The organism is Paraburkholderia franconis (assembly GCF_009362735.1).
Taxonomy (GTDB): domain Bacteria; phylum Pseudomonadota; class Gammaproteobacteria; order Burkholderiales; family Burkholderiaceae; genus Paraburkholderia; species Paraburkholderia franconis.
The window spans coordinates 68,390-90,964 of sequence record NZ_WHNP01000012.1; the positions used below are offsets into that span (position 1 = coordinate 68,390).

Sequence of the window (22,575 nt, forward strand, 5' to 3'; positions counted from 1 at the left end):
GAACGCCAGGGTCGGCTGCAATGCAAAACGGTCCGCCGGATGGCGGGCCGCTGAGACAGCGTCGTCGATGCTCGACCGGTCTGTGCCGGATCAGCTGTCGGCGTTTGCGGAAATGAAGCTCGAAAGCGCCGAGTATGGCTGGCTGATGGGAGTACCGTTGATCATAATGCCGTACGTGTTGTTGCCGCTGTCCAGCACGTAGTACATCACAGACTGGATATTGTGGCTCTTTCTCGACCGGTAGAAGCTCGCCAGCGTCGAAGAGATGTAGGACGCGCGGTAATCCTCTGTTTTCTCCGGACCCGTATTCCATTCGGAGATGATGAACGGCACACCGTAGCGGGCCTTGCAGTAGGTCGGCAGATCGAAGCCCGGACCTGCGCCGTCGACCCCGATGTTGAAGATGTCGCCGTACACTTCGTAGTTGTGCCACGTCGTGACGTCCCAGCGCACTTTCGGATAGCCGCCGCTGCCGTCCGGCTGCATGCCGTCCCACAGCGCATCGGCTGCGCCGACGTCCGCAACGCAGAAGTTGATGCCGCACTTCGCCGACGGTTGAACCGACTTCACGCCGTCGATCATCCCGCGCATCACGCCGCGCATGACGGGCCAGTTGGCGTTGTTGAAATCGGAGGCCTTCGTTCCGGCGTACGTGAAGTCCATGACAGTTGCGTCCTGTCGCGTCAGCTCGTTTCCGCATTCATAAAGCGTGACGCCATACGGCTGGAGCGTTTTTGCGATCGTCATGCCGACCGCGAATCCCCGGTTGTATGCGGCGCCTTCGCCGGGAAGCAGCATGCCGTTTGCGTCATACACGCCCTGGTTGACGAGAACGAACAGTGTGAGGCCGGCAGCCTGGAAGGCTTGCGCCAGCTTCGCGACGGCGTTCAGTTGCACCGGGTCGTCGGTACATCCCACGCGATATGACGTGCAGCCCATGCTCTTCATGATCGCGACGAGTTGCGCGGGCGTGTACGTGTAGTCGAAGTGTCCGTTGATGCCGTAGAAGCTTCCAGCCGTCGTCAGTGACGTAGCAAGGCGCGGGTCGTCACACGGCAACCATCTGTCGAGGTCAGCGAGCACATAGAACTGTCCTCCTGTGCCACGATGCCAGATCTTGCCGCCATACCACAGCAGAAGCGAAACGTTGTATGTGTTGCCGACAGTCGCGCGGTTGCGATAGATGACGCCGTTGACGACGGTCCAGATTGCGCCCGTCTTGTCGATGATGTACGAAGCCGAAGGAATGGTCGTGCCGTCCGCTGACGTGCCACCCAGGCGCGGATCGTTGCAGGCGTTCCACGTCGTGCCGTTCCATGCATAGAACTGGCCGCCCGTGCCCTGGTGGTACATGCTGCCGCCGAACCAGAGCAACAGCGACACGTTGTACGTGTTGCCGACTTTCGATCCGTTTCGATAGATCACGCCGTTGACGACGGTCCATACCGCGCCCGACGTGTCGGTGATCTGCGAAGCGGGCGGAATCGAGGTGCCGTCGCTGGAGGCGCCACTGCCGCCCAGGCGCGGATCGCTGCTCGCGAACCAGGTGGTCCCGTTCCACGCGTAGAACTGGCCGCCCGTGCCCTGGTGATAAACGGTGCCCCCGTACCACAGCACCAGCGTGACGTTGTAGTTGTTGCCGGCCTTTACGCCGCTCAGATACACGGAACCGCCGGACAGCGTCCACACAGCACCGTTGTTGTCGATGATGGACGATGCGGACGGAATCGTCGTGCCGTCCGCCGATGCAGCGCTTGCGCGCGCCGTCGATTTGGCGACGGGCGAGTTGCCGCTGATGCCTTCACTGCCACCGCCGCATGCGGTCAGGATGTAGCTTCCACCAAGGGAAGTTAGGAGTCCTAGAAATTGACGTCGTTTGACCATGGCTAACAAGATCCTCGCCGTGAAACTCACCGGCAGAAGTTGCGTAATTCGTCTGGGAGATGCGAGGAAAAGCGCAGATCGTCCGCTTCAGGGGTTGGAATCCTTGAAGCGCAAACGTTTGACCGACGCGGTGCGTTCCCGTGACAGGTTAAAAGAGTGCGGCAGGTGTCCCTATCCGCATTACCGCCTTGCCGGCAATAAGTACCTCACTGTCAGTAAAGCAGCAAATGTCACAGACTCGATTAGCACCAAAAACAGCGAATCGGTATTTAATGCCATTAGATAAGTCCGAACAGCGCAAAGTCTACCTGGTTCTAGCGATTGTGCGTAATATCATAAGAAAAAACAAAGCAATCGCATGGATTCGTCGCATTGGGGAATTGTTTTGCGCGATGAGCTTTCTGGCAAGAGGGTCTTTGCCGGATGATTTGGAATGCGACCCCGTAGATAAGAATCGGGAGATATAACCGGCAAAAACAGGCCGAATTATTACCGATTTCGACTTGAAGGGAGTAAGTATTTTTTTCAGCCCGTGAGTCAGCTTGGGCTGCATCGGTTAGATGCTTTTACCGAGGGCGCCACTACACGCAACACCGGATGTCCTTCGACGCTCCTCAACGAGAAGAGGCACGATGCGTCGATGGAACGACGCCCATCACATGTGCGCCAGGTCCGATGCTGCATTCTGCGATCTTCGACACAGTTGGCGAACTCGCGGCAAACATCGACACGATGTCTGCTTCGCCGGCGACGTACAGCATGTGCGAACCTGGATCGAACGCGAGCGCGTCGGGATCACTGCGGACGTCGAATGATTGGACGACCTGTTTTGTGAGCAGATTAAGCGTCAGCAGTCTGGCGTTGTCTTTACAGGCGATAAACGCGAGCTGCATTGATGAAGATATGACGCGACGCGGCGTCGTACTGCGTATCGCCGGTTTCGCCGCCGAGCGGAATCGTGCTGATGCGTCGACTGAAGCGGAGATGGCAGCTACTGCGACGAACGGCCTCTCGCTGTACGCATCGACAATGCCTGCGACTTGAGCGCTCGAAACAATCGACGATGCGTGCATGCCTCGACATGCCGCCGCGTTAGCGCATTCCGTTACGCGTGCCAGAGGACTCGATGACGTTGGGCGCCCAGTGCGTCGGCGCAATTCGAACGCAGTGTGAAGTGCAAGACCGATGGCCCCGCCGATCAGTTCAGCGATCACGAAGCCAGGCACGCTGGACGGTGCGATGCCCGCGAAGCTGTCCGTGAACATGCGGCCGAACGCGGCCGCCGGGTTTGCAAACGACGTCGATGCTGTGAACCAGTACGCAGCGCCGATGTATGCAGCAACCATGATCGACGCGCGTCTGGCCGGTGCGCGCAGGATAACGAGCAACAGGCCGGCCGTGGCCACGGCTTCGGCAATCCATTGCCCGGTTCCCGCGCGGATCTTGCCCGAAAACCGTTGCGCGCAAACTCGTCCCAGCTCTTGCTGCGATAGCCGCTCGTGTCGATGCCCGCTTGCGTGAGCACCTCGACGGCGAACGGATTCAGCCCGCCGCCTGGCGCGCTGCCCGCGCTGAATGCGCGCACGTGGTGGCGTAGCTCGATGCCGGCAGCGTCAGCGTGTCCTGGTAGAACATGTGGTCGGTGCCGCGATAGAACGCAAACGCGTCACCCGCCATCGTCGACATCTTGGTCGCAAGCTCCGCGCTGTCCGTGGCCGCGAGAGGATGGTTGTAGTTGTAGATCTGCGTCACGACCCAACTGGGGCGCGAAGTTTGCGCATGGGCGGGAAATGCGCTCAGCAGGCAGGCGGCAGCGGACAAGGCGATCCACGCTTTCTTCATTGTTCTCCCTCGGATAAAGAAAAAGGAGCGACAAAGCCGCCCCTCTTGTTGGTGCGGCGTCATTCAAGCAGCGCGGAATGCCAGCGACATGAAGTGGTTCACGGGAAAGTCCGAAGCGCAATGGACGATGACGTGCGGTAGTTGATCATATGCACCGCGTCGGTGCGCATGGTCATAAAAAGTTCATTCAAGTATCCGTACCCGGGGCCGTAAAGAAGACGCGTTCCTTCAAAAGGACTGTCTTCTCTCCGTGCGTCGCGGACGCACATGCATGCCGCCGCGACGCATTGCCATGTAGGTCTCCAATGCGCAAGTTAAGTATCAGAACCCGCCTTCTTCTTTTGACTGGCGCCGTTACCGTCATTGCCCTTTGCATCGGCGCAGCGGGGTTGATGGGTGTGTCGAGGTCGATCGACACGCTGCAGCAGATGTATGAGGGGCGCGCGCAAGCGTTGCAGACGATATCGACCATCAACGAGCTCGTCACCGAAACGGTCTTTGCAGTGAGCGACGCGATTCTCGACCCGTCGGCGCAGAAAACGCAAGCGGTTGCTGCAAGCGGCGTGGCTCGCATCGAGCAGGTCGACACGTTGATGAAGCAGTATCTCGCCAGCAGCGCATCGGCGGACTCGCGTGAACTCGCGACGAAATTCGCTTCGAACTGGGCGAATCTGCGCGACAAGGGTCTGCGGCCGGCTGTGCAGCAGTTGAGCGCCAACAGCCTGGCCGAGGCGCAGTGGGTGCAGACGCAAACCGTCGACCCGTTGTCGCGCACGTTGAAGCAAGAGGGCGCCGAACTGCGCAAGATCGAATTGACGGCCGCGCAATCCGAATACGAGCAGGCGACAAAGGCGGGACACGTCGTCGAGTTGCTCGTCATCGGCTTTATCGTCGTCGGTCTGGGTGTCGTGGCGGCGCTGTGCGCGTCGATGTCGAGAAGCCTGTTCCGCGAACTTGGCGGCGAGCCGCAAACGGCGGCGGAAATCGCCAATCGCGTTGCGTCGGGCGATCTCTCCGTCGATGTTCCCGTGAAGCCGGGCGACACGCACAGCGTATTGTTCGCGATGAAGACGATGCGCGAGCGTCTTGCGTCGATGATCGGCGAGATCCGCCACTCGACGGATACGATCGCCGAAGCGAGCGCATCCATCGCGAGCGGCACGGGCACGCTCGCGACCAGCGCAGAGGAACACGCGGCGAGCATCCAGCAGACTTCGGCGAGCATGCAGCAGCTTGCGTCGATGGTAAGAGCCAACGCGGAACATGCGACCGAGGCGCGCACGCTGGCAGGCATCGCGTCCGGCAAGGCCGGCGACGGGGACCGCGCCGCGAAGGACGCCGGCGCACGGATGCGCGCGCTCGCAGAACAGTCGGGCCGCGTGCGCGACATCACATCGGTGATCGAAGGCATTGCATTCCAGACGAACCTGCTTGCCCTCAACGCCGCCGTCGAAGCCGCGCGCGCAGGCAATCAGGGGCGTGGCTTCGCCGTCGTCGCGCAAGAGGTCCGCGCGCTTGCCGAGCGAAGCTCGAAAGCGGCAAAGGAAATCGGCGCGTTGATCAAGGAGATGACAGCCGAAGTGGACCAGAGCGGCGTCGCAGTGGAAGCAGCCGGGGCCACGATTGTCGACTTGCTCGCCGCCGTTCGCGGCGTGGCGGATCTGGTCGACTCGATCGCAGAAGCGTCACGCGAGCAGAGCAACGGCATCGAGCAGGTCAACGCGGCCGTTCTCGTGATGGATCGCGCGACACAGCAGAACACTGCTTTTGTGCAGGACGGCGCGCAGGCGTCGGGCGACTTGCGCGTGCAGGCGGAATCTTTGCGGTCGGCCGTGCGGGCCTTTCAGCTTTAACCTGAAATCTTCTCTTTGCTATGCGAACCCCGGCCGCTGCGTGCTGCCGGGTTTCTCCTGATCGAAGTACCATGCCGACGGCAGTCCCGAGTCGAAACGGCGTATCGCGCTGGCGAGCGAGCCGTATAGCCGAAGCGCACCCACGCATGGCCCGCAATCCGGCGGATTCGGTGTAGCCTGATAGTCCCGAGCGCAAATGGGAGCCGGTATGGAACAGGAGCTGAAGCTGCGGGTCCGCATCGAAGATCTCGATACATTGCGTCACGTGCCTTTGTTTGCGCAATCGAAAAGCGCGGCCGAGGCTCCCCAGTTGCTGACGAGTACCTATTTCGACACGCCCGAGCTTGCCTTTCACGGATGCGGGGCGTCGCTGCGCGTGCGTGCTGTCGGTGACGAGCGACTCCAGACGTTGAAGCTCGAAGGATCGGTTCAGGCGGGCCTGTTCGACAGGGATGAGTTCGAGATGCCCGTCGATGGCGATGTACCCGATCTGAAGCTGTTGCACGACTCGATACCGGAAGAAAGCGACTGCGGAAAGCTGATCCGTGACGAGTCCACTGCGGCTCAGTTAAAGCCCGTGTTCGTCACGCGAATCAATCGAGCGGTTTTTCCGCTGCGCTTGCCGTCAGGAGACGAAATCGAAGTTGCACTCGACGAAGGCACGGTCGAAGCAGATTCGGGCTCGGTGCCGGTCGTGGCGCTCGAACTGGAGCTGAAACAGGGGCAGCCGGAGAACCTGTACGGCGTCGCGCTGGAACTGCTCGACACCGTGCCGCTGCGCATCGACCGCTTCAGCAAGGCCGACCTCGGCTATGCGCTGCTCATCGCGGAGCACCACGCGGCCGTCAAGGCGCAACCCGTACATGTGCACAAAGACGATACGGTCGAAGACGCGTTCTGCAGCATCGTGCGCAATTGCCTCGCTCAGGTTCATGCGAACGAGCGCGGCGTCGTGTCGGGTCACGATCCTTCGAGTGTTCATCAGATGCGCGTGGGGCTGCGCCGTTTGCGCTCGGCGCTCGATCTGTTTGCGGCGGTCATTCCCGCTTATGCCGGTCTCGACGAAGAGCTGCGCTGGATCGCCTCGGAGCTGGGCGCCGCGCGCGACTGGGAGGTGCTCGCGGGATCGACGCTCGAACATGCGGGCACGAGCGGCAATCCCGAAGAGCTGCTGCCCGTGCGCGACGCCTGCTTGAAGATCGCCACCAATAACCGGCAGCGCGCGGCCGAGGCCGTCGAGTCGGTTCGCTACACGCGGCTCGTTCTGCAACTCGCGCTATGGTTGAGCCGAAAGGGATGGCGAGACGAAATGTCCGACGAGCAGCGCGAAGCGATCGGCCGGCCCGCGAGACTGTTCGCCGTGGATGTGCTGCGTCGCCGGCACAGGAAGCTGATCAAGCGTGGCAAGGGGCTCGCCGATATCGACGATCACCGTCGTCATCGCGCCCGCATTGCAGCGAAGAAAGTCCGATACGCGACCGAGTTCTTCGCGTCGCTTTGTCCGAGGCGCGTCGTGCAACACTACGTCGGCGCACTGGCTGAACTGCAGGACGATCTTGGCTGGCGCAACGATGCCGTCGTCGCCGATCAGCTTCTGAAGTCGCTGCCGCGAACATCGCCCGAGACGGCGGCGGGCGCGGCCTTTGCACGGGGCTTTCTCGCGTCTCGCGTCGCCGCCGATCATCGGATATTGAAGAAGCTCTGGAAGCGCTTCAGACGTCTTTCGCCGCCGCATTAACCCGCACACATCGTTATCACGTGTCCGGTGGTCCGGGACGCGAAACGCGGCGCACCTGACAAGATGCTTTCCACCGCACTTTCCACCTCACACGGCGGCTTCCGGCCGAAACACGGGATGCGGGATGTCGTGCGCAATGATCGGCTCGCGTGTGACCGCGCTTTCGCTCGGGCGATCTGTCGATGGAGAAGATGCTTCTGGCTCCAACGCGGCGAGCGGGTCCAGAATGCTCGATGCGTGATGCAGACAGACCCATTCCAGATGATCAGGCGTTTGCGGATCGAATTCGCGCATCCAGTTTGTTCCGCAGACCCGGCACTGGTAGTTCTGTACGAGCACGGGGCTGCGACCGAGCGGCCGCAGCTTTTTCGGCTTGTGCAATGCCCGCAATCCGTCATGTGGCACGGCTGCATCGCTGCAGTGCATTCGGTCGCAGGCTTCGCAGGACATTTCACTCGGGCTCCGCGAAAGAGAAGGCAACTATAGCAGCGTAAACGGCCATGCGTGCAACCAGTACGAACCGGTAAATATCGCATAAGCAGTGCATAAATAGCGGATCGAACGCGCCGTACTCCGCGACATGCAACCCGCGAATTGGAATCTTCGACGGCGGCCGGCTCAACGCGAACCTGAGCGGCGCGCGCGAGGGCAGCAACCTGTTGGTCGAGCAATACAACCAGGCCGTCCTCAACGCGGTGCGCGATGTCGCGCAGACGGGCAGTCGTCTACAGGCCCTCGACGCAGAGAGCGAATTGCAGAAGCAGCGAATCGAATCGCTGGCGTTCGCGAGAGACAGCGCCGAGCCCACTATCAGCGCGGGCTGACGAGCCGGCTTGCGGCGCTCGAAGCGCGTCAGCCGGTGATCGCGGAGCAGGTCGCGCTGCTCACGCTCGACGGCCAGACGATCAGTCAGGAGATCACCTTGACAAAGGCGCTCGGCGGCGGCTATCGCGCCGATCCGCCTGTCGAACTGAAGCCGCGCTGAGCGGCGCGGATCGCAATGACAGGTCTTGCCCGGATCGCCGGCATCGGCTCGCTCCTCTATCATTAGACCTTTGATTCCTGAATGCCTTGGGGGAGCGCGTTGCCGGCGCGTCTGTACAAAGCCGCGAGCGCTGACCGGTGGCGCTTCATTGTGCTTTACCTTCATGACTTTTGGTCTGCTGATCGCGGCCGGGCTGTTCCTGCACGAAGCCCGCGTCATCATCAGCGAGTCAGGCAAATCGTGTTCTTCACGATCTGGAAGATGCCGAGACGGGGCAACGCGGGTATCTGTTGACGGGTGATGAAAGCTATCTGCAACCGTATCGTCAGGGCGTTCGCGACCTCGACGACACGGTGCTCCGGCTGCATCGCGTCGTGACTGGCGGCGAGCCGTCGGAAGCGCTCGTCGATCGCGTCGAACACACGAAGACGGACAAGATCGGCTAGCTGGCGCGAACCATCGAGCTCGTCCGCACGGGGCACAGGAATGACGCGATGGCGCTGGTCCGTACCAACGAGGGCAAGCGCTACATGGACGTGCTTCGCGACGACATGGGGCAGCTGTTGGACCGATGGCAGCAGAAGCGCAAGGCGGCCGCGCGCGATGCGCACGAGCGCCTCGTGTTTGGAACGGCCGCGCTGGCGTTCGTTGCCGTTCTCGTCGGCTGCCTGATGATCTACACGCTGCACATCCAGCGCCGCGCGTTTGCGAAAGTGCACGCATGGTCTGCCGCGCTCGACCGCGAGGCCGCACACGATCCGCTGACAGGCCTGCCTAACCGGCGACGCCTGTTGTCCGCCATCGATGCGCTGAATGCGCAACTTCTTTTCGATCCTCAACGACGCATTGCGCTGCTGTTCCTCGACATCGACGGCTTCAAGAGCGTCAACGACACGCTTGGCCATAGCGCCGGCGATGCGTTGCTTCGACGCCTTGCCGATGCGCTGCGCGAAGCGACGAGACAAAGCGACGTGCTCGCGCGCGTGGGCGGTGCGAGTTCGTTCTGCTCGCGCCGGATTGCGGCGACGACGCGCAGCTGCGAGAACTCTCGGAGCGGCTGATTAGCTGCGTGCGCGCGGTCGGCGAGAAGGAGTTCGATGGCTGCTTCGAGATTGGCGTGAGCATCGGCATCGCGACATTCCCTGATCGCGTGCAGTCGGTCGAGAAACTGCTCGATGTCGCCGATGCCGCGATGTATGTCGCGAAGCGCGGCGGCCGTTCGACGTGGAGCTTCGGTGTTTTGTCGGAACAGCATCCGTCGAATGTCGTGAGGCTGAAAAGATAGACACCGGACCGAATGCCCGTCACCATCACACGATTCACTCTTCACCAATTTCGATCGCTTGATCGATATTCACCGATTCACGCTCCCGATTCCGCCAATTAGACTGTCTGCGGGATGAGTTGCAGGAATCAGGTATCGAAAGTGGACAGTGTCAATCTCGAAGTATTGAAGTCCAGCGCGCGCTGGCTCGCGCAGGGACATCGCGCGCTTCTCGTGACGGTGGTGAAGACGTGGGGTTCGTCGCCGCGTCCCGAAGGCGCGATGCTCGCGGTGCGCGACGATGGCGCGGTGGTCGGCTCCGTGTCGGGTGGCTGTATCGAAGACGATCTGATCGATCGCTTGCGTCAGCGCGGCATCGAGCAGACGAAACCCGAAGCGGTGAAATACGGCATCACAGCGGAAGAAGCGCATCGTTTTGACCTGCCGTGCGGCGGCACGATTCAGCTCGTGCTGGAGCCGCTGACGAAAGCGAGCGGCATTGCCGAACTGTACGAAGCCGTGGAAGCAGGCCGTCTCGTTGCACGCACGCTCGATATGGAAACGGGCGTCGCGCATATTGACTCAGCGCAGGCCACCGATGGCGTCGACTTCAACGACAAACGCCTGCTGACGATACACGGCCCGCGTTACCGGATGCTCGTGATCGGCGCGGGGCAGTTATCGCGCTATCTGTGCAATATCGCGGTCGGCCTTGATTATCAGGTGACGGTGTGCGATCCACGGGAAGAGTACACGGATGAATGGAACGTGCCGGGCACGAAAGTGGTCCGCACGATGCCCGACGATACCGTGCTCGACATGAAGCTCGACGAGCGCTGCGCGGTGATCGCGCTTACGCATGATCCGAAGCTCGACGATCTCGCGTTGATGGAGGCCTTGAAAACGCCCGCGTTTTACGTCGGTGCTTTGGGCTCGCGGCGCAATAACGCCGCGCGGCGCGAACGGCTGAAAGAGTTCGATCTCACCGAAACCGAACTCGCGCGGCTGCATGGACCTGTCGGGATTTACATCGGCAGCAGGACGCCGCCTGAAATCGCCGTGTCGATTCTTGCCGAAGTGACGGCCGTGAAGAACGGAGTGATCATGCCGCCGTCGTTGCAGGTTGGCGCTGCAAAGACAGCGCACGGCATGGTGTCGTCGTTCGTCGATTCCGAACTCGCGTGCTTCGCGTAGCCCAGGCACGCACAACGCGCACAACGATTACTTCGCATTGGCCGCCGTATCGAAGGGACTCAGCTGCGCGGCCGCGGCGAACATCTGCGTGAACTCATCGAGCGCGGCAAGCGTATCGCGGCCGCTGCGCGTGATCCTGTAAAACGAAAACTCCACCTCGGGACGAATCACGTCGATCCGCACCTGATAGTGGCGGCAGATGTGCTCGCAGAACGACGGCATGATCGCGACGCCGAGACCTTCATGCGCCATCGCAATCGCCGTCTGCAAATGCCCGACGACCGTGCGCCTTCCCGTCGTCACTTCTTCCTTCGACAGCGACGCTTCGATCAGGCGCTGCAACGGGTTGTCCTTCGGCAGCGTAATCATCGGCAGCCCTTCGAGCGCGCGCCATTGCACGCCGTCGCGCGGCACCTTGCCGATGCCGTGCGCGCCATCCATGGTCGACGACACGACGACGAGCCGCGTCGGAAAGATCGGCACGCGATCGATACCGGAAAGCTGCGAGAAGAACACGCCGAATGCCGCATCCAGATCGCCTTCTTCGACCATCTTCAGCAGCTCGCCCGGCGGACGGTCGACGAGTTCGATCTGCGCTTGCGGACTGGTCTCGGCGAAGCGCGCGAGCACTTGCGGCATCAGGCTCGCGGCGATCATCGGCGTGCAGCCCAGCAGCAGCGAGGCTTTCTTTTGCCGGCCCAGCTCGTTCAGCTCGATGACGGATTTCTCGAGCGTCTCGACGATCTTCATCGCCGTCGGATAGAACAGGCGGCCCGCTTCCGTCAGCGCGACGGTGCGTGTCGTGCGCTCGAACAGCCGGCAATTGAGCTGCGTCTCCAGCTCGCGAATGATCGCGCTCAGCGCCGCCTGACTCAGATGCATGCTCTGCGCCGTCTTCGTAAAGCTCGATGCGTTCGCGACGCCAAGGAAGACTTTGAGTTGTTTGAGGGACAGGTTCATCGACGGCGATCCTCGAAGGCAGGGCAGGACAGGACTGCCCGGATTCTATCGCCGTGCAGGCGTATCCGCGACCGGGACAAGCCCGATCGCGGATACCACGCCGCGATGACGCGGCGGCCGGGCATGCCGCGCAAACGTTGCGACAGCGCGCCATGTAGGCGCGGACAGCGCCCGCTACGCGAACGCGTAGCGGCCTTCGCTGTCGCGGACGATCGCGCGCGCGGCGCCCGTATCTTCGAGCCAGCGCACGATTTCGCGGCCGTCGCGCGTGCCCGTCGCCGACATCAGTTCGGTGAACCGCTTCGGTCCGTGCTCCAATGCGGCTTCGAGCGAGTCGAAGCGCGCGCCCGTGAACGCGGGCGGCGTCGGCACGCGATGTTCGAGATCGCGCTCTTCGCCCGGACGCAGCAGCGGCAGCGTCAGATCGAAGCCGACCTTTGCCGTCACGGTTGCGCCGCCCAGCGACGGATCGAGCGGCATCGCGCGCATGCCGGTATGCATCACGAGATCGCGGTCGGCCTGGAAGCGCGTGGCGAGCGCCCAGTCCATCTGCTCGTCGGAGAAGATGTCGATATCGGGGTCGACGACGAACACGTGCTTGACGTTCGCGAGCGACGCGAACACGGCCGCGATCGCATTGCGCGCCTCGCCCGGCACGCGCTGTTGCATCGCGACGCGCACATTGAACATGCCGCCCGTCGCGGGGCTCGCATAGACGCCCCTGATTTCGCGCACGGCGGTTTCGAGCGCGCGCCAGACGGTCACTTCCGTGCGCAGCGCGGCCAGTTGCGCGGTATCGGTGCGCGCCATCGTGCGGCCGCCGATCGTGCACGTCTGGAACACTGCATCCTTGCGATGCGTGATGGCCGTCAGATGAAACACCGGGTTCGTCTTGATGCCGCCGTAGTAGCCGAGGAATTCGCCGTAAGGCCCTTCAGGTTCTGCGTGGCCGCGTTCGTCCAGATAGCCTTCGAGGATGAATTCGGCATCGGCGGGCACGAGCAGATCGTTGGTCACGCATTTGACGACGCCCATCGGCGTGCCGCGCAGCGCCGCGACGAGTTCGAGCTCGTCGGCGGGAATGCGCATCGTCGCGCCGACGTGATCGATGGGGTGCGTGCCGACGGCGAACGCGATCGGCAGCCGCTCGCCGCGCTTCGCATGCGCAATCGCGATCGCGCGCAGATCGGACGGCGCGACGAGGTCGATGCCCGCCGTGCGCCGGCCACGCAACATCAGACGGCGAACGCCGACATTGGTCCAGCCGGTGTCGGGATCCACGGCGAAGTCGATCGACGCGGAAATATACGGCGCGCCGTCCAGATCGTGTTGCAGATGCACGGGCAGCGCAGTGAAATCGCAGTCGTCGCCTGTCAGCACGACCTGTTGCACGGGCGCTTCTTCGCGGCGCACTTCGACGAGCTTGCCTTTCGTGCGCAGACGCTCGCGCACGACTTCGAGCAGTTGCCCCGGCGTCGTGTCGAACGCTTTGGCGAGGCGCGAACGGCTCGCCGCGACGCTGCCCGCGAGCGATACCGTGCCGCCCGACGGCTGCTGAAACCACACCGCGCGCGGATTGCCTTCCATGATGCCGGCGACGTCGGCGAGATCGACGGGCTCATCGCGCCGTTCGAGTTCCGTTTCGTCGAGCGACGCGAGGAAGCGGCGCAGCCGGAAGCGTTCGAGGTCGGGCAGTTCCGCGCCTTGCGCGGTCGAAGGGATGGCGGTCTTGGGTCTCAATGTAGTGGTCCTTATGCGGAAGTCGGCACGCAGTGCGCAGTCGTTAGAAACGCGCCGACAGCGCGGTCGCGGCAAGATGCGCGGCAAAACCGCTCGCGCCACTTGCGGGCATCTCGGGCGCGAGATGCAGGAACTGCTTGACGGCGCGCAGCGTGACCGCGCTGCAGCCGAGCAGCGTTTCGGTGAGCGCATCGGCTTCTTCGTCGAGCGACGCGGCGGGCACGACGCGGCTCACGAGCCCCGCGACGAGCGCTTCCTGCGCGGACAGCCGCGCGCGGCTCAGCACCATGTGCGCAACCGTCTTCACAGGCACACGCCCGATCAGCGCGGACATCACGAGCGTCGGCGGAATATCGCGTTCCATTTCGGGAATCTGGAAGATCGCGTCGTCGGCGGCGAGCGCGACATCGCACACGCCCGCGAGCGCGCAGCCCACACCGATCGCTTCGCCGCGCACCACGGAAAGCACGGGCACGCGCACGGCTTTCAGTGCGTCGTAGAGCGCGAGCGGCGGCGCGGCAACCACGCGCCGCAGCGTTTCGGCCGACGGCTTCGCGCCTGCGGGCGGCATCGGCGACTGGCGTCCCTTGCAGAAGTTCTTCCCGCTGCTGACGATGCGCACGAGCTTCGTGTCGTCGTCGATCGTGCTGACGGCGGCGATGATCGCATCGCTCATCGGCTGGTCGATCAGGTTGCCGTTCTCGGGCCGGTCGAGCATGACTTCGAGCAGCGCGCCCTTGCGGCGGATAGCGACGGATTCAGTTGTCATGTGCGCCTCCTTGCGCGCGATGAATGTATTCCCAGACGACCTTCGGCGTGGCAGGCATCGCGAGTTCATCGTTGCCGTAGGCCTTGAGCGCGTCGGCCAGCGCGTTGAAGATCGTGGCCGTCGCGGGCGTGATGCCGCTCTCGCCGCCGCCTTTCACACGCAGCGGATTGCCGTGCGTCGGGTCTTCCGTCAGCTCGACGTTGAGCGGCGGGATCACGCCTGCACGCGGCATGCCGTAGTCCATATACGAGCCCGTCAGCACCTGCCCCGTGTCGCGGTCCATATAGAAGCCTTCGGACAGCGCCTGGCCGATGCCCTGCGCGAGACCGCCATGCACCTGGCCTTCGACGATCAGCGGATTGATCGGCTGTCCGACATCGTCGACGGATGTGTAGTTCACAAGCTGCACGACGCCCGTATCGGGGTCCACTTCGAGCTCGCAAATCGCGGCGCCCGTCGGATGCGCGGGCACGCGCGTGTTGACTTCGGCGTGCGCGTAGAGCTTCTTCGTCGACGGATCGCCGGGCAAGCCGTCCTTCGACACATAATGCGCGACTTCCGCGAGGCTAATCCGCTGGCCGGAGGAAGGCGTGGTGAACCATGCGTCCGCGAACCCGACCTGCGCCGGCTCCACGCCGAAGAGACCGGCCGCCACCTGCTTGCCGATCGCGATGATCTGCTGCGCGGTATCGACGAGCAGCATGCCGCCCAGACGCATCGTGCGATCCGAGTGGCTGCCGCCGCCGACGCTCACGAACGCGGTATCGCCTGTGCGCAGCTTCACGGCTTCCATCGGTACGCCGAGGTGATGCGCGATGACCTGCGCGAACGTGGTCTCGTGGCCCTGGCCCGTCGACTGCGTACCCGACACGATATCGACGCTGCCATCCGCGCGCACCGTCAGTTCGATCCGCTCGCGCGGCGCGCCGACGGGCGACTCGATATAGTTTGCGAGCCCGATGCCGCGCAGCCGTCCATTCGCGAGCGATTGCGCGCGGCGCTCTTCAAAGCTGTCCCATTGCGCGAGCGTCAGCGCGCGCGCCATATTGCGCGCGAAGTCGCCGCTGTCGTACGTGAGACCCATCGGGCTGCGGTACGGCAGCTTGTCGTGCGGCACGAGATTGCGGCGGCGGATTTCCGCGCGGTCGATGCCCAGTTCGCCTGCCGCGAGATCGAGCATCCGTTCGATCACGTGTGTCGCTTCGGGCCTGCCTGCGCCGCGATAAGGTGCCGTCGGCACCGTGTTCGTCATGACCGCGTTCACGTGCACGGCGGCCACGGGCACATCGTAGACGGACGTCATGATGCGCGTGCCGTTCGACATCGGCACATACGAGACCGTGTGCGCGCCCACATTGCCGATCCACTCGTTGTCGATCGCGAGAATGCGGCCGTCTTTCGAAAAGCCGATTGCGGAACGGATGATCGCGTCGCGCCCCTGGTAATCGGAGAGGAACGCTTCGCTGCGATCGCTCGTCCACTTCACGGGACGCCCGACGCGTCGCGCGGCCCATACGACGGCCAGTTGCTCGACGTAGATGAACGAACGCGGCCCGAAGCCGCCGCCCGTATCGGGACACACGACGCGCATCCTCGCAGGCGGCACCTTCAGCGCGGCGGCGAGGCACAGTTGCTGGCGCACCGCGCCCTGGCTGCCGGAGATCAGCGTATAGACATCGCTGGCCGCGTCATGCATGCCGATCGCGCTGCGCGGTTCCATCTGGCAGTTGACGAGCCGGCTGTGATGAAACTCGCGGCGCACGACGTGGTCGGCTTGCGCGAGTATCTGGCGCGCCGCTTCGCGATCGCCGATCTGCGTCTGGAAACACAGGTTGCCGTGCGCGCCGTCCCACAGTTGCGGCGCATCCGCTTGCATCGCATCGGCGGCATTGACGACGGCGTCGAGCACGTCGTAATCGACTTCGATCAGCTCCGCTGCATTGCGCGCCTGCAATGGCGTCTCGGCGATCACCATCGCAATCGCTTCGCCGACGTAGCGCACGCGGTCGATGGGCAGCGGCACGTGAAGCTGGTTGAAGATCGAACCCGTCAGCGACGTGAGGAAAGCCTTCTTCGTCGCGTCGACGGCATCGACGGGATTCGGCACGTGGTCGACGCCCTGAAAGCCGTCGTCGAGATAGTCCTGGCCGATCAGCACGGCGATCACGCCGGGCGCTTCCTTCGCCGCGCCGATGTCGATCGAGCGCAGCGCGGCGTGCGCATGAGGCGAGCGCAGAAAGGCCGCGTGCAACCGGCCGTCGACGTGAATGTCGTCGGTGTACTGACCGTTGCCGGTGACGAAGCGCTGGTCTTCGACGCGAGGTATCGGTTTGCCGATCATGACGCGTGTTCCTCCGTCTTCGTGAACGGCGCATGGGGGTACATCTCGCGCGCGGCGTGACGAACGGCTTCGATGATGTTCACATAGCCCGTGCAGCGGCAGATGTTGCCTTCCAGCGCGTGACTGATGCTCGCCGTATCGAGCGCGGGCTCCTCGCGTAGACAGAACGCGCTCGCCATGATCATCCCCGGCGTGCAGAAGCCGCACTGCAAGCCGTGGCATTGGACGAACGCGTTCTGCACGGGATGCAGCTTGCCGCTGCATGGCGCGCTGCACTGTTCGCTGAGGCCTTCGATCGTGACCACCTGTCCGCCGCTCGTCTGGGCGGCGAGCACGGTGCAGGACTTGACGGCGTTGCCGTCGAGATGGACCGTGCATGCGCCGCACTGGCTCGTATCGCAACCGACGTGCGTGCCCGTGAGCCGCAAGTGCTCGCGCAGGAATTCGACGAGCAGTGTGTTGTCGGGCACGTCGCGCGTGACGTCCGTGCCGTTCACCTGCAATTGGACTTCAACCATGATTCACCTGTATGTCCCGTTCGTGCGTTCGTGCGGCACGCTCATTTGGCGGCGGCTTCGCTGGCGGCGCTCAGCGTGGCGTTGAAGCGCTTGAAGAACTCGGCGGCGAGCTTGTTCGCCACCGACGTCACGAGCCGCGAGCCGATCTGCGCGAGCTTGCCGCCGACCTGCGCTTCGGCGACGTAGGTGAGCAGCGTGCCGTCTTCGGCATCGGCGAGCGTGACGGTGGCCGTCATCTTGCCGAAGCCCGCAATGCCGCCTTCGCCCTGGCCGACGAGCCGGTAGCCATTCGGCGCGTTCCGGTCGGACAGTTCGAGCGTGCCTTTGAAGCGCGCCTTCACGGGGCCGACGGACGCCACCACGACGGCCTTGTACTGGTCTTCGCTTTCAGCCGTAAAGGCTTCGCAGCCGGGAATGCATTCCTGCAGCACTGCCGCGTCGTTGAGTCCTTGCCATACCTGTTCGCGCGATGCCGCGATGGTTTGCGATCCGGTGAATTCCATCCTGTTCTCCTGATTGAGCGGGCGTCCTTACGACGCGAGCAGCGCCTGCAGTGCGCGGCGGGTATAGGTTTCGATCAGATGCGCGCGGTACGATGCCGACGCGTTGTCGTCGTCGGGCAGCGTTGCGCGGTCGATGAAGAGCGACGCGAGCGCCGCGTCCGACAGATCCTGCTGCAACGCGGCCTCGGCATCGAACCAGTGGAACACCGATGCGCCCGCGCCTGTCACCGCAACGCGAATCGCGTCGTCGTACTGCGCGATGAACACGCCCGCGACCGCATAACCCGATGCGGGATGCCGGTACTTCGCGTAGGCGGCGCGGCGCGGAATGGCGAATTCGATTGCGGTGACGAGCTCGGTCGGTTCAAGCGCGGTCTCGAATGTGTCGATGAAAAAGTCGTCGGCGGGAATGCGGCGTTGCGATGACGTGATGACATGCGCGTTCAGCGCGAGCACGGCGCAAGGGTAGTCCGCTGCGGGATCGTTGTTCGCGACCGAGCCGCCCATCGTGCCGCGATTGCGCACCTGCGGATCGGCGATCAGGCTCGCCAGATGCGCGAGCGCGGGGATCGCTTCGCGCACGAGCGGGGATGCGGCAACTTCCGCATGCTTCATCAGCGCGCCTATATGCAGCGTTTGCAGCGTGTCGCCGCGCACGTCGATGCCGCGCAGTTCATCGAGCCGCGTCAGATCGATCAGATGCGACGGCGCCGCGAGGCGCTGCTTGAGCGTCGGAATCAGGGTCATGCCGCCCGAAAGCGGTCGCGCTTCGTCATGCTCGCGCAGCCAGCCGACCGCTTCGGCAAGCGACGCTGCGCGCAGATAGGTAGTCTCGTACATGTTGTCTCCTGCAGCATGCGCGTCGTCGTCGCGCGCATGCCTGACATCCGTATTGACGGCTTCGCCGTGTGCGTCTTACGGCTCCGAGAGCCAGTTTTCCAGTGCAGTGGCGAGCGCCACGGGCACCTCGATCATCGCGTAGTGTCCCGCGTTGCGCAGCGTTTCCAGCGTGGCATTCGGATACCACGTGAGCCACGTGCGCGTCATCAGGTCGGCCGTGATGGTCGGATCGTGTTCGCCGACGAACAGCCTCACGGGCATCGCATTCCCTTTGACCTGCGCGGCGAAGTCGCCCGTGGCCCATTGCGGCAGATACGCGGCAAACGCTTCGCGCCGCGACTCGCGCAGCGAAGTTTGCGCGAGCTGCGTGCTCCATCGCGCCGCGAGCCGGCTGCCCGTCGAAAAGTGAATGATGCCTGCGCGCTTCGCGACATCGTCGATTGCAGCGAAGAACATCGCGATGCGCGTTTCGTCCATTCGCGAGCCGCATGCGGGCACTGCGGAAATGCCCGCCATCTTCACGACGCGCTCTGGCGCGGCGACGAGCACGCGCTGCATCGCCATGCCGCCCATCGAATGACCGACGAGGCTAAAGCGCGGCCAGTCGAGATGATCGGCGAGCGTCAGCACATCGCTCGCCACTTCGTCGAACGTGAACTCGCCGTCGATATCGCGCGACAGTCCGTAGCCGCGATAGTCGAAGAACGCATAGCTGAAGCGTTCGGGATCGAGCGCGGACGTGAGCGCGTCCCAGTCGGCCGAGCTGCCGAACCAGCCGTTCAGCGCGATCACCTTATGCGGCCCGTTGCCGAACTGCCGGAAGCCGTTGAACGTCGTCATGATTCAATGCTCCTCACGCGATGCGTCGAACGGATACGGCAGCGCGGGCGCGATGCGTCCGCGGCATTCGCCGAAGCCGATCGACACTGCGCCCGGTGCGCTGGCGCGCGCACTGAGCGCGATCTCGTCGCCGTCTTGCAGTTCGATGCGCGTCTCGCCGTTCGCAAGCAGCAGCGGCTTCTTGCCCGCTTCGCTGAGCTCCGTCAGACACGCACGCGATTCGTCGCTCGCGCCTGAAATCGTACCGCTGCCGAGCAGATCGCCTGTGCGCAGATTGCAGCCGTTGCTCGTGTGATGCGCGACCATCTGCGCGAACGTCCAGTACAGGTTGTCGAGATGCGTGTGCGTGATCTGCGCGGGCGGCAGGCGGTCGCTGCGCATCGCGGCCGTCGACAGATGCGCGAACAGCTCCAGATGCAGGCCGCCGTTGCGCTGATCGTGTGCGCCGTGTAGATGCGGCAAGATCGCGGGATCGCCGGCCGCGCGCTGTGGCGCGGCTTTGCGGAACGGCGCGAGCGCTTCTTCGGTGACGATCCACTGCGAGACGCTCGAGTGGAAGCTCTTACCGAGGAACGGCCCCAGCACCTGTTCGAACCATTGAATGCTTTTCGCCGACCAGTCGTTGAGCAGGCAGTAGCCGAAGACGTGCTCGCGCGCGCTGTCAATCGAAATGGCGCGCGTCAGTTCATTGCCATGACCGATGACGGCCGCGAGTTCGAGTTCGAAGTCGAGCATCGGCGCAGGACCGAAGCGCACGTTGCCGTCGGCGTCGCGATACTGTCCGTATGGACGACGCACGTCGCCGCCGCTTACGCGCAGCGACGATGCGCGGCCATGATAGGCGATGGGCAGCGACTTGAAAGCGGCCGGCAGCGGATCGGCGAGACCCTTGTAGCGGCCGTGACGCTCGGTGTGATGCAGCGACGTCAAAAAGTCCGTGTAGTCGCCGATCGTCCAGGGTAGCGTCAACTCGACGTCCGTCATCAGCGGCAGCACCGCATCGATCGACGATGCGAGCCGCGAGCGCGCGGGCGCATCGTGTTTCAGCAGATCGGACAGCGCGGCGCGCAGCGCGCTCACGTGACGAGCGTCGAGCGCCATCAGCGTATTCAGCGTGCTGTCGCAAGCCGATGCGCACGCGAGTGCCGCGTCGCCGCCGAGCAATGCGAGGTCGTGCAGCGCGCGCAGATCGACGATGCGATCGCCGATCGCCACACCCGTGCGGGTTTCGCCTTCGCGCACGAAGGCGCCGAACGGCAGGTTCTGTATGGGGAAATCCGTGTCGCCGGTATTCGCCGACTCGATCCAGCTTCGCCGCGCCGGATTGTGCGTGACATTCAGTGCACTCATGCGGGGCGTGTCTCCGATACTGCCTTGCTTTTCTCTGCGGTCCACGCATCGAGCGCGGGCCGAGCACGCATTTTATAGCCTTCGAGTTCTTCGACGGGCGCAACGGGCACCGTCAGTTCGACGCGCAATCCGTTAGGATCGAAGAAATAGATCGAGCGCACGAAGTGATGATCGGTCACGCCGAGCACGTCGATGCCGTTGTCGATCAGCCGCGCTTTCATCGATTCGAGCTGCTCGAGCGTGTCGAGCCGCAGCGCGATGTGATTGACCCACGGCGGCGTATTCGGCGAAGGCAATGCGGCTTTATCGTCGCCGAGATCGAAGAAAGCGATGTTCGATCCGTCGGCCATTTCGAAGAATACGTGTACGTAGGGGCAGTATTCGCCCGTGCTCGGCACGCGGTCGAGACGGATCACATGGACGAGCGGCAGGCCGAGAATGTCTTCGTAGAAGTGGCGCGTTTCTTCGGCATCGCGGCAGCGCCACGCGAAGTGATGCAGGCCGAGCACGGGAGCCGGGCGGGTAGAGTCGATGGACACGGAGTCTCCTTCTAATGCTGGTTCTTGCGGCAGTCGTGGAATGCGGCGCGCGCCGTTCAGACTTCAACCGTATCGACGTTGTACTCGAAGAGCCAGTTGTAGCGCTCCTTCACGCGCTCCTCGCTCCATTCGCGATCGACGTAGGCGGCCGCGCCTTCCGCATGCGCAAGCTGCGGATTGTGAAAGCGCGTCGCGTTCGCAGCCGAGCCGCGCACCACGCGCGCGGTGCGATCGAGCCGCAGCGCTTCGTAGCGTTGCAGTGCATGAGGGATATCGTCTGCGTATCGTTCGAGACAGCGCGCGAGCAGATAGCCGTCTTCGATCGCCATGCCCGCGCCTTGCGCGAGGAACGGCAGCGTCGGATGGCAGGCGTCGCCGAGCAGTGTCGCGTGGCCCTGGCTCCAGCGCGCCATCGGTTCGCGCACCATCAGCGCCCACTTGTACGGAATGTCGATGGCGGAGATCAGCGTGCGCACGTCTTCGTGCCAGCCTTCGAAATCGGCGAGGCATTCTTCGAGCGTGCCGCGTTCCGACCACGATTCGACTTGCCAGCCGGACTTCTCGATTGCGCCGACAAAGTTGATCAGTCGCGCGCCGCGCAGCGGATAGTGAATCACGTGCGCGCCGGGACCGACCCAGTTCGCGCCATACGGCGAGCGCAGATGCTCGGGCAGCTTCGCTGCGTCGATCACGCCGCGCCATGCCATCACGCCGGAAAATACGGGCTCGTCGGGACCGAAGAGCGCACGGCGCACGCGCGAATGCACGCCGTCCGCGCCGATCAGCAGATCGCCTTCGCAGGTTTCGCCGCTCACCGCCTGCACGACGACCTTGCCGTTCTGCTGCGAGAAGCTTTCGACCTTGTGATTGAGCCGAATCGCGTCGGGCTTCATCGCGCGCACGACATCGGCGAGCGCCTGGTGAAGGTCCGCGCGATGCAGCGTGAAGTACGGATAGCCGTAGGCCTCGCGCGATTGCTCGCCGAGGTCGAACAGACGCCAGCTCTGGCCGCTGTTCCAGAGCCGCACGCACTTGCCGAGCGGCTCGCATGCGAGACCTTCGAGCGCATCGCCGACGCCGAGCTGGTACAGCACGCGCGTCGCGTTCGAACTCAGCTGCACGCCCGCGCCGATTTCCTTCAGCGCCTGCGCCTGCTCGAAAACCGTGACATCGAAACCTTTCTTCAATAACGCGGCGGCGGCCGTCAATCCGCCGATACCGGCGCCTGCAATAACTATCTTCATTCGACGATTCGACCTCTTTCGTGATGAACGCTTTTATCGATATTGGCTATCAATCAATCGATAATTCTTGTCAGTGATAAACCCGGTGAAATCGGGATTCACTTTAAATCAGCGGATCACGCGAAAGAAGCAAATTAATCCGAATGAGTTATCAATGAAATTTGATAATTC

At 63.3% G+C, this 22,575-nt stretch carries 20 protein-coding genes and 3 pseudogenes; 5 read left to right on the plus strand and 18 right to left on the minus strand.

Translation table 11 applies throughout. The features are described 5' to 3' along the window. Positions 1 to 90: 90 nt before the first annotated feature. From GCT13_RS15250 to GCT13_RS50865, 5 genes and pseudogenes are all read right to left on the minus strand, one after another. Positions 91 to 1,884 carry a hypothetical protein gene (locus tag GCT13_RS15250; protein ID WP_152759430.1) on the minus strand — a complete coding sequence of 598 codons (1,794 nt, stop codon included), beginning with the start codon at positions 1,882 to 1,884 and terminating at the stop codon, positions 91 to 93. 614 nt (positions 1,885 to 2,498) lie between these two features. Beyond that, a complete protein-coding gene (locus tag GCT13_RS15255) occupies positions 2,499 to 2,957 on the minus strand; it encodes a YncE family protein (protein ID WP_152759432.1) in 459 nt (152 codons plus the stop codon). A gap of 19 nt (positions 2,958 to 2,976) precedes the next feature. Beyond that, positions 2,977 to 3,341, minus strand: a pseudogene (locus GCT13_RS49240) (aquaporin family protein); the annotation flags it as partial. Next, positions 3,338 to 3,475, minus strand: a pseudogene (locus GCT13_RS49245) (arsenate reductase ArsC); the annotation flags it as partial. The pseudogenes GCT13_RS49240 and GCT13_RS49245, both read right to left, overlap by 4 nt. Then, entirely contained in the window at positions 3,427 to 3,789 is a 363-nt protein-coding gene (locus GCT13_RS50865; protein WP_321574370.1) for a DUF2252 family protein, read from the minus strand. The pseudogene GCT13_RS49245 and the gene GCT13_RS50865, both read right to left, overlap by 49 nt. A gap of 242 nt (positions 3,790 to 4,031) precedes the next feature. Between GCT13_RS50865 and GCT13_RS15275 the strand changes: the two genes are divergently transcribed. Together GCT13_RS15275 and GCT13_RS15280 are read left to right on the plus strand one after the other, a co-directional pair. Then, entirely contained in the window at positions 4,032 to 5,579 is a 1,548-nt protein-coding gene (locus GCT13_RS15275) for a methyl-accepting chemotaxis protein (protein ID WP_152759436.1), read from the plus strand. A gap of 208 nt (positions 5,580 to 5,787) precedes the next feature. Continuing rightward, positions 5,788 to 7,317, plus strand: a complete 1,530-nt coding sequence (locus GCT13_RS15280; RefSeq protein ID WP_152759438.1) for a CYTH and CHAD domain-containing protein — start codon at positions 5,788 to 5,790, stop codon at positions 7,315 to 7,317. Between the two features lie 87 nt (positions 7,318 to 7,404). Here the strand turns inward: GCT13_RS15280 and GCT13_RS15285 are convergent, their stop codons facing one another. Both GCT13_RS15285 and GCT13_RS51615 read right to left on the minus strand, forming a co-directional pair. Then, on the minus strand, positions 7,405 to 7,698 hold the full coding sequence (locus tag GCT13_RS15285; RefSeq protein ID WP_152759440.1) for a hypothetical protein: 294 nt from the start codon (positions 7,696 to 7,698) through the stop codon (positions 7,405 to 7,407). Positions 7,699 to 7,768: 70 nt separating this feature from the next. After that, a complete protein-coding gene (locus tag GCT13_RS51615; protein ID WP_456093716.1) occupies positions 7,769 to 8,467 on the minus strand; it encodes a hypothetical protein in 699 nt (232 codons plus the stop codon). A 122-nt stretch (positions 8,468 to 8,589) separates the two neighbouring features. Here GCT13_RS51615 and GCT13_RS49250 point away from each other — a divergent pair, with 122 nt between their 5' ends. From GCT13_RS49250 to GCT13_RS15300, 3 genes and pseudogenes are all read left to right on the plus strand, one after another. Then, positions 8,590 to 8,748, plus strand: a complete 159-nt coding sequence (locus GCT13_RS49250; RefSeq protein WP_265335293.1) for a CHASE3 domain-containing protein — start codon at positions 8,590 to 8,592, stop codon at positions 8,746 to 8,748. Positions 8,749 to 8,973: 225 nt separating this feature from the next. After that, a pseudogene (locus tag GCT13_RS49255) lies at positions 8,974 to 9,587 on the plus strand (GGDEF domain-containing protein). 141 nt (positions 9,588 to 9,728) lie between these two features. Further along, positions 9,729 to 10,760 (plus strand): XdhC family protein, encoded by a 1,032-nt coding sequence (locus GCT13_RS15300; protein ID WP_321574371.1) that lies wholly within the window; start codon positions 9,729 to 9,731, stop codon positions 10,758 to 10,760. Positions 10,761 to 10,787: 27 nt separating this feature from the next. On the opposite strand, the gene GCT13_RS15305 is transcribed toward GCT13_RS15300, so the two are convergent. The 11 genes from GCT13_RS15305 to GCT13_RS15355 form a co-directional block, all read right to left on the minus strand. Continuing rightward, the gene (locus GCT13_RS15305; protein ID WP_152759444.1) at positions 10,788 to 11,720 is read right to left on the minus strand and encodes a LysR family transcriptional regulator; all 933 of its coding nucleotides are present in this window, start codon (positions 11,718 to 11,720) and stop codon (positions 10,788 to 10,790) included. Positions 11,721 to 11,894: 174 nt separating this feature from the next. Then, positions 11,895 to 13,460 (minus strand): UbiD family decarboxylase, encoded by a 1,566-nt coding sequence (locus GCT13_RS15310; protein WP_152759446.1) that lies wholly within the window; start codon positions 13,458 to 13,460, stop codon positions 11,895 to 11,897. A gap of 43 nt (positions 13,461 to 13,503) precedes the next feature. After that, entirely contained in the window at positions 13,504 to 14,229 is a 726-nt protein-coding gene (locus GCT13_RS15315) for an enoyl-CoA hydratase/isomerase family protein (RefSeq protein WP_152759448.1), read from the minus strand. After that, positions 14,219 to 16,570, minus strand: a complete 2,352-nt coding sequence (locus GCT13_RS15320; protein ID WP_152759450.1) for a xanthine dehydrogenase family protein molybdopterin-binding subunit — start codon at positions 16,568 to 16,570, stop codon at positions 14,219 to 14,221. The genes GCT13_RS15315 and GCT13_RS15320 overlap by 11 nt, the downstream gene beginning before the upstream one ends. Continuing rightward, the gene (locus tag GCT13_RS15325) at positions 16,567 to 17,088 is read right to left on the minus strand and encodes a (2Fe-2S)-binding protein (RefSeq protein ID WP_152759452.1); all 522 of its coding nucleotides are present in this window, start codon (positions 17,086 to 17,088) and stop codon (positions 16,567 to 16,569) included. The genes GCT13_RS15320 and GCT13_RS15325 overlap by 4 nt, the downstream gene beginning before the upstream one ends. Positions 17,089 to 17,129: 41 nt before the next feature. Next, entirely contained in the window at positions 17,130 to 17,591 is a 462-nt protein-coding gene (locus tag GCT13_RS15330) for an SRPBCC family protein (RefSeq protein ID WP_152759454.1), read from the minus strand. A 27-nt stretch (positions 17,592 to 17,618) separates the two neighbouring features. After that, positions 17,619 to 18,431 carry an FAD binding domain-containing protein gene (locus tag GCT13_RS15335; RefSeq protein ID WP_152759456.1) on the minus strand — a complete coding sequence of 271 codons (813 nt, stop codon included), beginning with the start codon at positions 18,429 to 18,431 and terminating at the stop codon, positions 17,619 to 17,621. Between the two features lie 75 nt (positions 18,432 to 18,506). Continuing rightward, positions 18,507 to 19,271, minus strand: coding sequence for an alpha/beta fold hydrolase (locus tag GCT13_RS15340; RefSeq protein WP_152759458.1), 765 nt, complete (start codon positions 19,269 to 19,271; stop codon positions 18,507 to 18,509). Positions 19,272 to 19,274: 3 nt separating this feature from the next. Next, complete coding sequence (fahA, locus tag GCT13_RS15345; RefSeq protein ID WP_152759460.1) at positions 19,275 to 20,621, minus strand: fumarylacetoacetase; 1,347 nt, start codon at positions 20,619 to 20,621, stop codon at positions 19,275 to 19,277. Further along, positions 20,618 to 21,154: a VOC family protein gene (locus GCT13_RS15350; RefSeq protein ID WP_321574384.1), complete on the minus strand. Its 537-nt coding sequence runs from the start codon at positions 21,152 to 21,154 to the stop codon at positions 20,618 to 20,620. Before GCT13_RS15350 ends, fahA begins: the two co-directional genes overlap by 4 nt. 62 nt (positions 21,155 to 21,216) lie before the next feature. Beyond that, positions 21,217 to 22,404: an FAD-dependent monooxygenase gene (locus GCT13_RS15355; protein WP_152759464.1), complete on the minus strand. Its 1,188-nt coding sequence runs from the start codon at positions 22,402 to 22,404 to the stop codon at positions 21,217 to 21,219. Between the last annotated feature and the right edge of the window lie 171 nt (positions 22,405 to 22,575).

Bases quoted from the DNA above. Each gene is read 5' to 3' on its own strand.
- GCT13_RS15250 (WP_152759430.1), bottom strand. From the start codon at position 1,884: ATGGTCAAACGACGTCAATTTCTAGGACTCCTAACTTCCCTTGGTGGA.
- GCT13_RS15255 (WP_152759432.1), bottom strand. From the start codon at position 2,957: ATGCACGCATCGTCGATTGTTTCGAGCGCTCAAGTCGCAGGCATTGTC.
- GCT13_RS50865 (WP_321574370.1), bottom strand. From the start codon at position 3,789: ATGACGCCGCACCAACAAGAGGGGCGGCTTTGTCGCTCCTTTTTCTTT.
- GCT13_RS15275 (WP_152759436.1), top strand. From the start codon at position 4,032: ATGCGCAAGTTAAGTATCAGAACCCGCCTTCTTCTTTTGACTGGCGCC.
- GCT13_RS15280 (WP_152759438.1), top strand. From the start codon at position 5,788: ATGGAACAGGAGCTGAAGCTGCGGGTCCGCATCGAAGATCTCGATACA.
- GCT13_RS51615 (WP_456093716.1), bottom strand. From the start codon at position 8,467: ATGAAGGTAAAGCACAATGAAGCGCCACCGGTCAGCGCTCGCGGCTTT.
- GCT13_RS15305 (WP_152759444.1), bottom strand. From the start codon at position 11,720: ATGAACCTGTCCCTCAAACAACTCAAAGTCTTCCTTGGCGTCGCGAAC.
- GCT13_RS15315 (WP_152759448.1), bottom strand. From the start codon at position 14,229: ATGACAACTGAATCCGTCGCTATCCGCCGCAAGGGCGCGCTGCTCGAA.
- GCT13_RS15320 (WP_152759450.1), bottom strand. From the start codon at position 16,570: ATGATCGGCAAACCGATACCTCGCGTCGAAGACCAGCGCTTCGTCACC.
- GCT13_RS15325 (WP_152759452.1), bottom strand. From the start codon at position 17,088: ATGGTTGAAGTCCAATTGCAGGTGAACGGCACGGACGTCACGCGCGAC.
- GCT13_RS15330 (WP_152759454.1), bottom strand. From the start codon at position 17,591: ATGGAATTCACCGGATCGCAAACCATCGCGGCATCGCGCGAACAGGTA.
- GCT13_RS15335 (WP_152759456.1), bottom strand. From the start codon at position 18,431: ATGTACGAGACTACCTATCTGCGCGCAGCGTCGCTTGCCGAAGCGGTC.
- GCT13_RS15340 (WP_152759458.1), bottom strand. From the start codon at position 19,271: ATGACGACGTTCAACGGCTTCCGGCAGTTCGGCAACGGGCCGCATAAG.
- fahA (WP_152759460.1), bottom strand. From the start codon at position 20,621: ATGAGTGCACTGAATGTCACGCACAATCCGGCGCGGCGAAGCTGGATC.
- GCT13_RS15355 (WP_152759464.1), bottom strand. From the start codon at position 22,404: ATGAAGATAGTTATTGCAGGCGCCGGTATCGGCGGATTGACGGCCGCC.